Origin of the sequence: Paenibacillus sp. FSL F4-0100 (assembly GCF_037993005.1) — a bacterium.
In the GTDB taxonomy this organism is placed as follows: domain Bacteria; phylum Bacillota; class Bacilli; order Paenibacillales; family Paenibacillaceae; genus Paenibacillus_AQ.
The window spans coordinates 2,584,352-2,598,145 of record NZ_CP150303.1 but is presented as its reverse complement, the minus strand read 5'-3'; the positions used below and the strand labels follow the sequence as shown (position 1 = coordinate 2,598,145).

General features: G+C 48.8%; 15 protein-coding genes. 4 read left to right on the top strand and 11 right to left on the bottom strand.

All coding sequences use genetic code 11. The annotated features are described in order from the left end of the window. The first annotated feature begins 49 nt into the window (after window positions 1-49). Together mciZ and MHH48_RS11470 are read left to right on the top strand one after the other, a co-directional pair. Window positions 50-208, top strand: coding sequence for a Z-ring formation inhibitor MciZ (gene mciZ / locus MHH48_RS11475; RefSeq protein ID WP_076320910.1), 159 nt, complete (start codon window positions 50-52; stop codon window positions 206-208). A gap of 103 nt (window positions 209-311) precedes the next feature. Beyond that, window positions 312-1,523: a tetratricopeptide repeat protein gene (locus tag MHH48_RS11470; protein WP_076320909.1), complete on the top strand. Its 1,212-nt coding sequence runs from the start codon at window positions 312-314 to the stop codon at window positions 1,521-1,523. 79 nt (window positions 1,524-1,602) lie between these two features. Here the strand turns inward: MHH48_RS11470 and MHH48_RS11465 are convergent, their stop codons facing one another. After that, window positions 1,603-2,733 (bottom strand): tripeptidase T, encoded by a 1,131-nt coding sequence (locus tag MHH48_RS11465; RefSeq protein ID WP_076320908.1) that lies wholly within the window; start codon window positions 2,731-2,733, stop codon window positions 1,603-1,605. A 109-nt stretch (window positions 2,734-2,842) separates the two neighbouring features. Here MHH48_RS11465 and prli42 point away from each other — a divergent pair, with 109 nt between their 5' ends. After that, on the top strand, window positions 2,843-2,944 hold the full coding sequence (prli42, locus tag MHH48_RS11460; protein WP_144023401.1) for a stressosome-associated protein Prli42: 102 nt from the start codon (window positions 2,843-2,845) through the stop codon (window positions 2,942-2,944). Between the two features lie 26 nt (window positions 2,945-2,970). Here prli42 and lipB read toward each other — a convergent pair whose 3' ends face one another. The 5 genes from lipB to lpdA all read right to left on the bottom strand — a co-directional run bounded on the left by lipB (window position 2,971) and on the right by lpdA (window position 8,808). Next, window positions 2,971-3,651, bottom strand: coding sequence for a lipoyl(octanoyl) transferase LipB (gene lipB / locus MHH48_RS11455; RefSeq protein WP_076320907.1), 681 nt, complete (start codon window positions 3,649-3,651; stop codon window positions 2,971-2,973). A 113-nt stretch (window positions 3,652-3,764) separates the two neighbouring features. Further along, entirely contained in the window at window positions 3,765-5,171 is a 1,407-nt protein-coding gene (locus tag MHH48_RS11450) for a dihydrolipoamide acetyltransferase family protein (protein WP_076320906.1), read from the bottom strand. Between the two features lie 17 nt (window positions 5,172-5,188). Next, on the bottom strand, window positions 5,189-6,175 hold the full coding sequence (locus MHH48_RS11445; RefSeq protein ID WP_076320905.1) for an alpha-ketoacid dehydrogenase subunit beta: 987 nt from the start codon (window positions 6,173-6,175) through the stop codon (window positions 5,189-5,191). Window positions 6,176-6,178: 3 nt separating this feature from the next. Beyond that, window positions 6,179-7,207: a thiamine pyrophosphate-dependent dehydrogenase E1 component subunit alpha gene (locus MHH48_RS11440; RefSeq protein WP_076320904.1), complete on the bottom strand. Its 1,029-nt coding sequence runs from the start codon at window positions 7,205-7,207 to the stop codon at window positions 6,179-6,181. Window positions 7,208-7,386: 179 nt separating this feature from the next. Next, window positions 7,387-8,808 (bottom strand): dihydrolipoyl dehydrogenase, encoded by a 1,422-nt coding sequence (gene lpdA, locus MHH48_RS11435; protein WP_076320903.1) that lies wholly within the window; start codon window positions 8,806-8,808, stop codon window positions 7,387-7,389. Window positions 8,809-8,965: 157 nt separating this feature from the next. Between lpdA and MHH48_RS11430 the strand changes: the two genes are divergently transcribed. Next, complete coding sequence (locus MHH48_RS11430) at window positions 8,966-9,271, top strand: DUF2627 domain-containing protein (RefSeq protein ID WP_076320902.1); 306 nt, start codon at window positions 8,966-8,968, stop codon at window positions 9,269-9,271. A gap of 173 nt (window positions 9,272-9,444) precedes the next feature. Here the strand turns inward: MHH48_RS11430 and MHH48_RS11425 are convergent, their stop codons facing one another. The 5 genes from MHH48_RS11425 to MHH48_RS11405 form a co-directional block, all read right to left on the bottom strand. Beyond that, window positions 9,445-9,657: a hypothetical protein gene (locus tag MHH48_RS11425; protein WP_076320901.1), complete on the bottom strand. Its 213-nt coding sequence runs from the start codon at window positions 9,655-9,657 to the stop codon at window positions 9,445-9,447. 67 nt (window positions 9,658-9,724) lie between these two features. Beyond that, the gene (locus MHH48_RS11420) at window positions 9,725-10,612 is read right to left on the bottom strand and encodes an NAD-dependent epimerase/dehydratase family protein (RefSeq protein WP_076320900.1); all 888 of its coding nucleotides are present in this window, start codon (window positions 10,610-10,612) and stop codon (window positions 9,725-9,727) included. A gap of 242 nt (window positions 10,613-10,854) precedes the next feature. After that, a complete protein-coding gene (locus MHH48_RS11415; protein ID WP_076320899.1) occupies window positions 10,855-11,829 on the bottom strand; it encodes a family 43 glycosylhydrolase in 975 nt (324 codons plus the stop codon). A 79-nt stretch (window positions 11,830-11,908) separates the two neighbouring features. Further along, a complete protein-coding gene (locus tag MHH48_RS11410) occupies window positions 11,909-12,820 on the bottom strand; it encodes a carbohydrate ABC transporter permease (protein ID WP_076320898.1) in 912 nt (303 codons plus the stop codon). A gap of 53 nt (window positions 12,821-12,873) precedes the next feature. After that, the gene (locus MHH48_RS11405; protein WP_076320897.1) at window positions 12,874-13,749 is read right to left on the bottom strand and encodes a sugar ABC transporter permease; all 876 of its coding nucleotides are present in this window, start codon (window positions 13,747-13,749) and stop codon (window positions 12,874-12,876) included. Window positions 13,750-13,794 lie beyond the last annotated feature (45 nt).

The following is a 13,794-nucleotide window of genomic DNA, read 5'->3' as shown; positions in this document are numbered from 1 at the left end:
TTGCATAAGGTGTATTATATCAAAATTTCCAAGAAAGAAGGAACTGCCCATGAAAAGCTACAAAGGGGATCATTCAATACATATGGTAGGACAGGCCTGGCAGATACGAATCATGCTGAAACAGTGGCAACAGCAATGGGGCTCGGAAACGAAGATTATGGATATTATTTCTAACTCTTCTAAAAATATTTACGAAAACAGGACGTGAAATTAGGTCTTTGGACTTGTTTTTCGACTTATTTCTATTTTTTTCGAATATGAACCATGACCTTTACACCTATACGGGTGTTATATCATTGGGAGGCTTCGACATGCGACATATACCTATTATTGAAACCGAACCAATTACTAATCCACCTTCAACTGAATATGAGCGCGGAAAATGGTACAAAAGACGCGGGTATCTTGAGAAGGCGCTAAAGAGCTTCAAGGAAGCTGCACAATCCACTCCAACCGATAAGGCGAGCTCGGGATGGAAGGAAGTTGATCTAAGCTGGCTCGAATACGGGTTATTGAGCATGCGGATGCGCTCCTTCGGCAAATCGGAGGAAGCTTTCAGAACCGTCGTACAGCATTCCGGTACCTACGTCCAAGAGGCGCTGAATCAATGGGCCGCACTCCTGCACATGCAGGGGATTTCGGATCAAACGATTGGTGAACGGCTCCTGGACGAAACGAGGAACTTTCCATCCTCCAACATCATGGTTGGCAGGTCACTATTCTACATCGGAGCTTATCCACATGCTGCCCATTGTTTTGCTAAACAGGGGAGTTTATATCCAGATACCTGCATCCAATATGTGACTTGCCTAGTCATGACGGGTCAAGTATCTGACGCCATGCAGTTCATCGACAGCTACCTTCGCGATTTGACACACCACCTGCGCGAATTGCCTCGACCAAGAACATTTGAAGGGGCTCAGCTGGCCAGAATCAGGCAGCTCTGCGAGTGGAACATAAAGAATTCAATTCCTGACCGATTTATCGTCATGTCGGAAACTTTAGAATTAGCACGCGCTGCTGTATCACTAAATATGATTTCCATAGCCGAACATCTGCTAACCAATAGCGGCGACCATGCTTATTATGCTCTGATCTGTTTTCTTTATGATGAAGGCTACAGAGGACTCGCGATTTCAAAATTAAACCAATTGGAAGCGCTGCCGTTTCAAGAGCAAGACAGCCACAGTCTGAAAGTATGCTTCATAGCCGCGGAAAATTTATATGATCAAGGGAGATATGATGAGGCTGCATCTCTGCTCGAGCAGCTTAGACTGGCTTACCCCGGGCGTACAGAGATACGATTCGGCGAAGCCGCTTGTTATTTACAATCAGCCTTGATCTCCCTCTCTGCCCGCCTTGAGGAGCAATATGCCTCAGCAACGGCGAGGAAAGAGATCGAACAATACCTGGACAACATCAATGCCGCATTGCATGTGGTCGAGAACACGAACTGGCATACCACCTGGTCGCCTGCCCAAAAAAGACGGGAGAACCACTCGCCCTTGTCATCCTTGAATTAATAAACAAATCTAAAAGCCCGCTGCGGATGTAAAACGTCCGCTGCGGGCTTTATGCATTTTCATATGATCTAATGATCGACTAAGCCTTAGCCGTTTCCTGAATGATCCCCACCACGATCTGGGCAGCCTTGATCAAATCAGAAGCTTGAATACGCTCTTTCGTGGTATGAATGTCTTGATATCCAATTGCCAAATTGACGGTTGGGATTCCAAGGCCGTTAAAAATGTTGGCGTCACTACCGCCTCCGGACCGGAACGTGCGGGTTGGCAAGCCCAAGCCGTCGATGGCCCGCTGCGCAAGCTGAACAACCTCATCATGTTCGTTAAAACTGAAGGCAGGGTATACGATTTCGCTAATAAACTCACAATTGGCGTTGTACTCACGAACGGTGGTTTCGAGCGCCTCACGCATATCGTTCACTTGCTTATCCACTTTCTCTTGAACGATACTACGTGCTTCAGCATCAATCTGAACATGGTCACAGACGATGTTGGTTGCGCCCCCGCCCTGGAACTTGCCGATATTTGCCGTGGTTTCTTTGTCGATGCGTCCCAGCTTCATTTTGGCTATCGCTTTAGAAGCGACCTGGATGGCACTGATGCCATCCTCCGGATTCACTCCGGCATGAGCTGACTTGCCTTTGATGATCATTTTGATTTTCGCTTGGGTCGGTGCGGCCACTGCGATCGATCCTAATTCACCATTGGAATCTAGGGCAAAACCGAGATCCGCATCCAAAACATCAGGGTCAAGCGCCCGAGCTCCCACCAGACCCGACTCCTCACCTACCGTAATGACAAATTGGACTTGTCCATGAGGGATGTTATTTTCCTGGATGACCCGAATACCTTCCAGCAATGCCGCGATGCCCGCTTTGTCATCCGCACCAAGGATGGTCGTTCCGTCACTTCGAATCCAGCCGTCATCACCTAGCGTCGGCTTAATGCCTTTACCAGGCGTTACGGTATCCATATGGCAGGTAAATAGCAGCTTTGGCGCTTGCTGAGCCAACTCGTCTGCTTTCCAGGTAATAATCAGGTTCCCTGCTCCGTGTCCTGTCTTTTCCTTGGCATCATCTTCGATGACATCAAAACCAAGACTGGAAAATTTATGTTTGAGAACGTTGGAGATCTCCTCTTCATGCTTAGTTTCACTATCGACCTGAACCAATTCCATAAACTCTTGGATGATACGCTCTTTTGAGATCACTGGACTTCCCTCTCTTTCGCAGATACGATACAATGTTTATATCTATCTCAATTAAATGATGCTGCTGCATGTATGTTCATCATTAAACCTATTTCAAAGGAGTTACACAATGCAACGTAAAAAGTGGTTTCGAATTGTTATCTATCTCATGCTGGTTGCTATGGTCGGATCAACACTGCTGGTTATCCTTGAGCCATTGTTCTTTCGCTGATACTCTGCATTTACGAACGCCTAAAGTTACAACCAACGAGCCTCATATGGAAATACCCGGGTGAAGAAAGGCACGATCTCCCGGGCTACTTCCTCTACTTCAAAAATCCGCCCCGTGCAGTCCTCCAATGAAGTTACACCGTATTCCTGTATACCACAAGGAATGATGCCTGCGAAACCCGCGTCTGCGATTCCGGATTTAATATTAAACGCAAAACCATGACTCGTGACAAATCCGCGATGCTGGCGGCCTTTATTGAATTTAACGCCGATGGCGCAAATCTTCAAATCCCCTACCCATACCCCGGTGTATTCGGGTTTGCGGCCGGCTTCGATGTTGTATGATGCCAGGTATTCGATGATGACCTGCTCCACATCGCGCAGAAATCCGTGCAGATTCAAATTTTTGCCGCCATCCAGCAGTAACAGCGGATACCCGACAAGCTGCCCTGGACCATGATATGTAATGTCTCCGCCACGATCGATTTCAAACAGGCCGATGCCCTGTTTTTCCAATTCCTCTTTACTTAAGAGCAAGTGCTCCGGATGACGCTGTGACCCCATGGTATAGGTCGGAGGATGTTGGAGGAGCATCAATCGCTCGTGCTGCTCTCCCTGATCGATGGCGGAAACATGTTTTTTCTGAAGCTCCCAAGCCATGCCATAGTCTACAATCGGCGTGTACGATACATCTAACGGTTTGTTCATGTGCTAACGCCTTCTTTCATAGGGTTCCCACTAACCAATGAATGTCCTGCGATTGACGTCGGTATGAATGACGTCTGCGAACCTTTTTCCGAAGAATCAGATCAAAGACGAAATTAATACAGCTTCGTATCCAGAGTATAACCTTCCAGGTTATCTTTAACCCGCTGCAGGAATCTTCCGCAGATTACCCCATCCAAAATCCGATGATCCAGAGATAAACACAGATTCGCCATCGAACGGACAGCGATCATGTCATTGATAACCACCGGCTTTTTGACAATCGATTCAAACGTCAAGATTGCAGCCTGCGGATAGTTGATAATCGGATAGGACAGAATTGAACCGAAGGATCCAGTGTTGTTCACCGTAAAGGTACCGCCCTGCATGTCGTCTAGTTTCAGCTTGCCTTCACGGGTCTTCCGTGCGAGTTCCTCGATCTCTCTTGCCAAGCCGGCAATATTCTTCTGATCGGCACGGTGGATGACTGGCGTCAGCACGGAATCCTCTGTTCCGACGGCCAGGGACAGATTGATATCGCGCTTCACGACGATTTTATCCACGGCCCAGAAGGAATTCATGATCGGATAATCTTTAATTGCGTTCACAACGGCTTTCAGCAAAAAGGCGAGGTAGGTCAGATTAACCCCTTCCTTGCGCTTGAATTCATCCTTCAACTGATTACGCAGCAATACGATGTTGGTCACGTCGACCTCAATCATCGTCCATGCGTGCGGAATTTCCGTAACGCTTTGACGCATGTTTCTGGCGATCGCATTACGCATCGGCGTAACATCAATAAAGTATTCGGATCTTCCGCCTTCCATCCCTTCCACTTCAATGGTCGGAAGTTTAGGCGATTCCGTCAAATGCAGCCCGGAATGACGCACATTCGGAATGGCTGTACCGAGAGGAGGCGACGGTTCGGCAGGCATCTGATGCTGCAGCCCCTGAAACGGCGAAGTCCCACTAGATTGTACCGTTTCTTTCGGCGCTTGGGCGCTCTGGGCAGGTGCTGCTCCGGCAGGAGCGCCTTGGCTTTGGGCTGCTCCTCCCTTTTCAATATAAGCCAGTACGTCCTTACGGGTGATTCTGCCGCCCATGCCTGATCCCTGTACTTGCGAAAGGTCAATCTGATGCTCGGCTGCCAGCGTCTGCACAGCAGGGGAATATCGGAAACGCATCGAGCCCTCTTCGCTTCCACTTTCCTGACGCTGACTCACGGGAGCACTTGCTGCTGGCTGTGGCGAAGGAGTTCCACCTTGACCAGAAGCCACAGAAATCCGGCAAATGATCTCGCCAACATTGACGGTCTGGCCCTCCTGGGCAAGAATCTCTCCCATGACGCCGTCCAGGGTGGATGGAATCTCGGCATTGACTTTGTCGGTAATGACTTCACAGATCGGTTCGTACTGCTCGATGGCATCCCCCGGCTTCTTCAGCCACTTGGCAATGGTCGCCGAAACAAGGGATTCCGCTAGCTGAGGCATCGTAACATCGGTCAATTTCTGATTTTCGGACATGCTCACACTCCCTGTTCTTAATAAAGCGCCAATTGACGCATGGATTCTTTGACTTTGTCCTTGTTAAGCATGAAGAATTTCTCCATAGGCGGACTGATTGGCATAGCCGGTACATCCGGACCGCACAAGCGCATGATCGGGGCATCCAGATCATAGAGGCAGTACTCCGCAATAATCGCGGATACTTCCCCCCCGACGCCGCCGGTTTTATTATCTTCATGAACGATCAGCACTTTACCCGTTGCACGGGCCGCTTCAATAATCGCTTCCCGGTCAAGCGGCTGTATGGTACGCAGATCCAGTACATGCGCGCTAATGCCTTCTTCCTTCTCTAGCTCTTCAGCAGCCTGCATCACAAAGTGCAGCGGCATGCTGTAGCTGATCACCGTAATATCCGATCCTTCGCGCAGCAGATTCGCCTTGCCGATCGGTACAACGTAATCATCGTCCGGTACATCGCCAGTAATCAGCTTGTAGCATTTCTTGTTCTCAAAGAACAATACCGGATCCGGGTCGCGTATCGCGGCTTTCAGCAGCCCCTTCGCATCATAGGCCGAGTACGGCGCAACGATTTTGAGTCCCGGCGTTCCGAAGAACACCGATTCCGGGCACTGCGAATGGTACAACCCCCCGAATATTCCGCCGCCAATCGGTGCACGAATGACGACAGGACAACTCCAATCGTTATTAGAACGATAGCGGATTTTCGCTGCTTCGCTAATAATCTGATTGGTTGCCGGGAACATAAAGTCCGAATATTGCATCTCGGCAATCGGCTTCATGCCATACATGGCTGCGCCGATAGCCACACCGGCAATCGCGGACTCCGCGAGCGGGGTATCGAGCACCCTCATTTCTCCGAACTGATCCATCAAACCCTTGGTGGTTGTAAATACGCCGCCTTTGACGCCTACGTCCTCGCCTAACACAAATACGGACTCGTCACGCTCCATCTCTTCCTTCATGGCCAGACGAATTGCATCGATATATTCCATTACTGCCATCCTTTACACGCTCCCTTCGTCATCGGCATATACGTGAAGAAGCGTATCTTCTGGCTTCGGAAATGGAGCCAAGTCTGCAGATTCCGTCGCTTCTTTGATCTCCAGGTTTAATTGTGCGATCAAATCCTGATCGCGTGCTTCGTCCCAGAGCCCGCAGTCGACCAAATAATTCTTAAAGCGGGCGACGCCGTCTTTCTTCCAGTTCTCTTCGACCTCTTCTTTTGTCCGGTACGCCAAATCGTTATCCGATGTGGAATGCGGAGACAAACGGTACATCATGGATTCGATCAGCGTCGGGCCTTCTCCGCGAATCGCACGTTCACGCGCTTCCTTCACGGCCGCATACACCTCAAGCGCATCGTTGCCGTCTACTCGAATGCCCGGGAATCCATACCCCAGAGCACGGTCGCTTACCTTCCCGCTAATCTGTTTATGAAGCGGCACCGAAATGGCATATTGGTTATTCTCGCACATGATAATGACAGGGAGCTTGTGAACGCCAGCAAAGTTGCAGCCCTCATGAAAATCCCCCTGATTGCTCGAGCCTTCGCCAAACGTAACAAACGATACAAAGTCCTTCTTCTGCATCTTCGCCGCCAGCGCGATACCCACTGCATGCGGAAGCTGTGTTGTTACAGGGCTGGAGCCGGTCACAATTCGCAGTCGTTTACTACCAAAGTGCCCCGGCATCTGCCGTCCGCCGCTATTCGGATCCTCGGCCTTGGCAAAAGCCGACAGCATCAGTTCGCGAGGCGTCATGCCCACTGTCAATACGAATCCATAGTCGCGGTAATAGGGTAAAAAGTAATCCTTCTCCCGGTCAAGGGCAAAAGCAGCAGCAACCTGACATGCTTCCTGCCCGATACCGGATACGTGAAAATTAATTTTGCCCGCACGCTGCAGCAGCAGGTTGCGCTCATCGAATTTTCGCGCCAGCACCATATATTTGTACATGTCTAGCACTTGTCCGTCGGTCAGTCCAAGCTGCTCATGCCTATTGTTGTTTGCCGTAACCGTTTCATGTTCTTTCATGGAGATCCCTCCTTTATGTGAGCCATGACTTCAGGCTTGATCATCGGCCTCATAACATGAGGTTAAAGGGCGTGTTTGATCAAGTATTAAAACCTGGTACTAAGACTTGGCTTAATGTTATTATAATCCCTTTCTCGGCAAAAAGAAATGAGGGATTCCACAAAAGGATGTTCTTATCCCTACAAACCGATGGCTCGTCCATCCACCGCAAGCATCGCTTCGCCGATGATTTCGGATAATGATGGATGGGCATGTACTGCCGCTCCCACTTCCCATGGAGTTGCATCCAGTACTTGTGCCAGTGCCGCTTCGCCGATCAGCTCGGTTACATGCGGTCCAATCATATGCACGCCCAGAATATCCTGCGTCTTCTGATCGGCAATGACCTTCACGAACCCCTCCTTCGTTCCGTGGATCAACGATTTGCCAATCGCCGAGAACGGGAATTTACCGATTCTGATCTCATGTCCGCGTTCTTTGGCCTGCTTCTCCGTCAGTCCGACGCTCGCTACCTCATGCCGGGTATAGATACAGCGTGGAATCCATTCGCTGCGGTAGGCTTCCGTCTTCTCGCCTGCCAGATGGTTCACGGCTGCAATCCCTTCGTGGCTTGCCGCATGAGCAAGCTGAAGACCCCCGATGCAATCGCCGATCGCGTAAATATGGGGCTCCGTTGTTTGCATATTGGCATTTACCACAATGACGCCATTTGCAACCCGAACGTCGGTATTCTCAAGCCCGATATTTTCAGTATTGCCGATTCTTCCGACAGAGAGGAGCAGCTTGTCCGCAGACAATGTTCTTGTATCGTCCTTTTGCTCGATCGTGATGGACACACTTTGATTCCGAATCTCACAGCTGTCGGTTTGAAGTGATACGTTGGTGATCACCTCTACGCCTCTGGCGGTGAGCATCTTTGTCAGCTCACGTCCAATCTCCTCGTCTTCTGCTGGCAGAAGATGGGACGAAGCTTCTACAATTGTGACCTGAACGCCAAAATCATTCAGCATCGAAGCCCATTCCACGCCGATTACGCCACCGCCTACGATGATGATGGATGTAGGAAGCTCATCTAACTGAAGCGCATGGTCGCTTGTTAGTATATGTATGCCGTCAGGCTCAAGCCCCGGTAAGTGACGCGGACGTGAGCCGGTCGCGATGATCAGATGAGTGGGAACCACCGTTTCCATCTCGCCATCCGGAAGCTCAACCGCTACGGCCCCGCTGCGTGGAGAGAAGATGGACGGGCCGATAACTCTCCCTTTGCCCTGCACGACGGTAATTTTATTTTTGCGCATCAAATATTGAACGCCCTGGTGCAGCTTATCGACGATACCGTCTTTGCGCTTCTGCACTTTGTCAAACGATAGCCGGACCCCGTCCGTCTCGATTCCATAGCTCTCGCTATCCTTCATTTCCGCATACAGCTCGGCACTCCGAAGCAATGATTTGCTCGGAATACAGCCGCGGTGCAAGCAGGTTCCCCCCAGTTTGTCCTGCTCGATGATGACCACATTTTTACCGAGCTGGGCTGCACGGATGGCCGCAACATATCCACCGGTTCCCCCGCCAAGAATTGCTACATCACATGTTATCGCCACAAACGGCACCTCCATAATAAGTCCAATTATACCCTTTCATTGTACTCTCTTTTTTTCGGATTACAAAATCATCACCCATAATCGAAATAGACATTACCCTATGAAAAAGGTATGATAAACGGTAGTTCATTACATCAGTCGCAGGAAGGAATCTTCTATGAAAATGTTAATTTCCCGCTTTATTGCCATCTTGATTTTGGTTATCCCGGGTTTTATGGCAATGATGGGTTTCTTAATGATGAAAGATGCGGTTTTTCTATATATTTCCGTTCATGGGGATGACAGTGTGGCAAACCCCGCTTTCGGTTGGTTATCTTTTCTAGGCGGGTTGGCGCTGTTTGTCATCGGTATCGGATTCTTGGGCGGCTGGATTCTTTTCCGGGACCGCAAGCGAAATTACGTTGGACCAAGATTCAAAAAGAAGCGCCAGGCCCCAAAGTCAGGAACACCATCTAAAAACTAATTCATAAGAAAAATGTCTATCGACGTACTTCAAAGAAGACAGACCGCGGTTAGCTGTAATTTTTCTTGCGATATCAGGAAGCCCATGCTTCGTATGTTTACACTTTATGATATCTTCCAAAAAAACACCGGGGAGCCTCCCCGGTGTTTATCATATGTTCTGGACTCCGCCGTTTATTCCATCAGTGCGTCCTTCAGTTTACTCGACATTCTTGTTTCTCTGGACGTCGCTTTCAGTGCGGTTTTCCGCAGATTGAAATTTTGCTTCGTCAAAGCTTCCAGCTCTTCATACATCGCATGGATTAACGTTAGGGCTTCCGGAGATAAGTCTCCCTTGGATTCTACCTCTCGAATACGCTCTTTCCATGCTTCCATCTTGTCGTTCATGCTGATCTTCCTTTCAGGGCACTTCCCTCTTATCTTTCTTCAAATGATAACAATCCTGCCACTTTCGCTAGCGAACCTTTAAATCGGCGGACAATTCCGCAATCAATTTCGGCATCCAGTCGTGTAAATCCCAGAATTTAAACCCGGCAGCTGCCGCTTTGCCATGATCCATCGTCCAATCTCCCGGAATTCCAAACGGAGACATGTGATCAGGTGCTGCTGAAGACTGCAGGGGTGCCGCACTACCAATTTCCTGCTGAATCAAGTTCATCATTTCCCGGACCGAAATCGTTCCGCTGGAGCAAGCATTTACCGGACCTTCCAATTGCACTTGACCTGCCCATTCCAGAAACTCCGCTGCTTCCTCGGCATGCACAAACGAGATTTGTGCGTCTGGATCAGGCAATCCAATCGCTTCTCCTTGCGCTGCATGCTCAATATGAAAAAGCAGTCTTCGCGTGTAATCATCCGGTCCCAGCACAATCGGCAACCGGACAGCCGTAACATTCAGATTATGGCGACCGAATAATACCGCCTCTGCCTGGCGCTTGCCTTCCTTATAGCTGTAGTCCCTGCTTTCGTTCGTCATAACAGGGTATCTGTAGGGATCAAACTCCTCTTCCCTCACCGGATGATCCGCAAAATCATATACCGATAACGTGGAGGTCAGCACGTATTGTCCAATTCGTCCGGCAAAGATGTCTGCAGCTTGTCCCGCTTCTTCCGGAGTATAACATATATTATCATATACGATATCAAAGTCCTGGCTTCCCACTGCCTGTTTTAAGCATTCCGGGTCCTTCCGATCCACGGTAAGCCGCGCAACGGCACCTCCGAATGAATCCTGGTGATGTCCACGCGTCAAAATCGTAACGGCATCGCCTTTAGCCAGCAGCCGGTTAACCAGCCTTTTACCGAAAAAGCGGGTCCCGCCCAATACTAATATCTTTGCCATTTATAATTCCTCCTTACCAGGAAATAAGAATATGTTAATAGAACTACGCTTAATACATCCTTAACCATCTCATAAATCGATCTGTCCTTTTTTCTCCATCCATATCGAAGACTCCTTCTTTTTTCCTACTTTATATTATGCTCCTTACCTCCTAAAATGTAAAAAACCGACCAAGCTATTAAGCTCAGTCGGTCTGATGTTTGCAAATACATCCGTTCTCAACCCCAATTACAAAGTCGGCATCATGGCTTGGAGACCGGTTCATGATCCGCTCTCGGCACCCCAAAATTCGGTGTTCCGTCTTCGTTCCACCCGATGACCTGTACGCGCGTGTGACGGTTCGGATCATATAGTGGATCTCCCACGATCTCCTTGTAACTTCTTGCATGGTACACCAGTATGTCCTGCGAGCCGTCCTCGGAAATTGTGAAGCTGTTGTGCCCCGGCCCATATTGGCCATTGGCTTCAGATGTCTTAAATACGGGTACAGGCGATTTAACCCAGGAGCTCGGATTCAGCAAATCACTGTCCTCATCGGCTGTCAGCAGCCCCATCGCATAGTTGTGGTCTGTGGCGCTCGCGGAATAAGTCATGAATATGCGCCCGTTGCGTTTAAGAACGGCGGCCCCTTCATTTACAAGATACCCGATCTTCTCCCAGTCGTACTCGGGAATCGATATGCATACCTGTTCCCCTGTCAAGGTCCAGGGATTCTCCATCAATGAGATGTACAGATTGGAATTGCCTGGAATGCCCGGATCTTTCTGTGCCCATACATAATACCGTTTGCCTTTATGCTCAAACGTTGTTGCGTCTAGGGCGAAAGATTCCCACTTCGTGATCACTTGCCCTTTCTCCACCCATTCCCCTTCAAGCGGGTTCGCCGAAACGTTCTCCAATACGAACATCCGATGATCGAACAATCCGCCTCTCGTTTCTGAAGTATGGGCAGCGGCGTAATATACATACCATTTTCCATCCATATAATGAATCTCGGGTGCCCATATGTTGGCACTCATCAGGCCTGACTCATGCTTGCGCCAGATCGTAATTCCTTGGGCATCCGCGAGTCCTTGTATCGTTTGCGAGCGTCTAAGCTCAATTCGATCGTATTCCGGCACGGAACCGGTAAAATAATAATAACCATCGGTATGTTTATAGATCCACGGATCTGCCCGCTGTTCGATCAGGGGATTTTTTATATTTAATTCAGACATGGTGACGACTCCTATACCTTATAGTTTGACTTCCGCTAGCTTTCTATTTTTACTTGTTTCTATGAGTCCAATCTTCTTGCTATCCTTTGATGCCTGCGTTTAAGTTGATCGACTGGACAAAATATTTCTGGGCAAACAGGAACAACAGCAGCGTCGGAATAATGGCTAGAATCGCAGAACCCATCAATTGTCCGATCATGCGGTAATTGCCGTAAATGTCCTGTAACAACAGCAGTCCTGCTGTGACGGGCATCTTCTCTACATCGGTATACACGATAACGGGCCAGAGGAAATCATTCCAGGAACCCGTAAATGAAAACAATCCGCATACAATCAATACAGGTTTCATGAGTGGCAAAATAATAGAGGAATAGATTCTAAAATCTCCCGCGCCATCAACACGCGCCGATTCATCCAGATCCTTGGGAACGCCCATCATGAATTGTCTGACCAAAAAAATGTTCCCCATCCCGGCCAAACCTGGAATGATCATCGCCCAAGATGTATTCACCCATCCCAGTGCATCAATGATTTTATAAGACGGAATCAGATTCACTACCCCGGGAAAGAAGGAAATCCCAAGCAAGGTAAAGAATAAGGTATCCCTTCCTTTAAAGTTCATGCGCGAGTATCCGTAACCGGTAATGGAAATGACAACGATCACGAGCAGCGTATGCATCGTTGCAATAAATACGGAGTTCATCAACCAGCGCAGGATGGGCGCGGTCGACGTGTTTTGCAGGATCGTGACATAATTATCGAAAATCCAGTTATCGGGCAGCAGTCGGAAACCGCTGGAAACCACCTCCGCCTGGGACCGAAAAGATGTGGTGATGCCAAATATGACCGGAATTGCCCATATCACACACAGGATGATCAGAAATGCGTAAGCTATATATTTGGACACGCTTATGTTGGATGAAACCTTCTTCGGACCCGAGCGACCAAGCTTGGAATCCGTGTTTACTTCATGTACTACCGGGTTCGACATTGCACAGTACACCTACCTTTATCGTTTCCGTTGTTTGCAAGCTGAACGTGCCGCTAGGACGCGTTTCGGTTCATCACATAATACTGAAGGGCTGAAATGACGAGAATGACCAGTCCGAGCAAAACTGCCATCGCGGAAGCCATGCCGGCAATCGATTCCCCGTGACCGAAGGCTAACTGCCGGATGTACATCATCAACACGGTTGTACTCTGTCTAGGTCCTCCGTCCGTCATCATTAATGGCTGACCGAATACGTTAAAGGCACCGGCTGTCGTCATAACAAAGGTAAAGATCAGCGGAAAACGAATGGAAGGCAGCGTAATGCTTGAAAATCTGCGGACAGGCCCCGCTCCATCCATCTCGGCCGATTCATACAAATCCTTGGATACCCCGCTGATGGAAGCCCGGTAGATAATCATGTTCCCACCGACTCCGCCCCACACCGTAATGACAATAATGATCAGCCAGGCATAGGGCTGGTTGGCTGCCCAGACTGTTTCAGAGCCGAAGATATTATTCGTGATCCCAAGCTGCTTATTGAAGATTAAAGACCAGATCAGTGCCGCTGCGGAGATCGAAATGAGTCCGGGAATATAGAGAATGGACTGGATGACATTTTTCATCTTCACTTTTTTGTGTTCCAGCGATACGGCAATCATTAACGGAATGATGATTAATATAGGTACACTTAGAACAACAAAGATCAGCGTGTTTTTTAATCCGTTCATAAATTGGGTGTAGAAGGTGGACTCCGAGTCAAACAGAATCGTTTTATAGTTGGCCAACCCAACCCACACAGGGTCATTGATCAGATTCCACTGTGTAAAGGAAGCATAGATCCCGTATAGGGTCGGCAATAGAATAAATACGATAAAAAGTATCAGATGGGGACCTACAAAGAAATAAGGCGTCAACGACTTCTTATTCATATCCTTTCATTTCTCCTTTGGAAAAGAAAAGTGTCATGAAAGCAA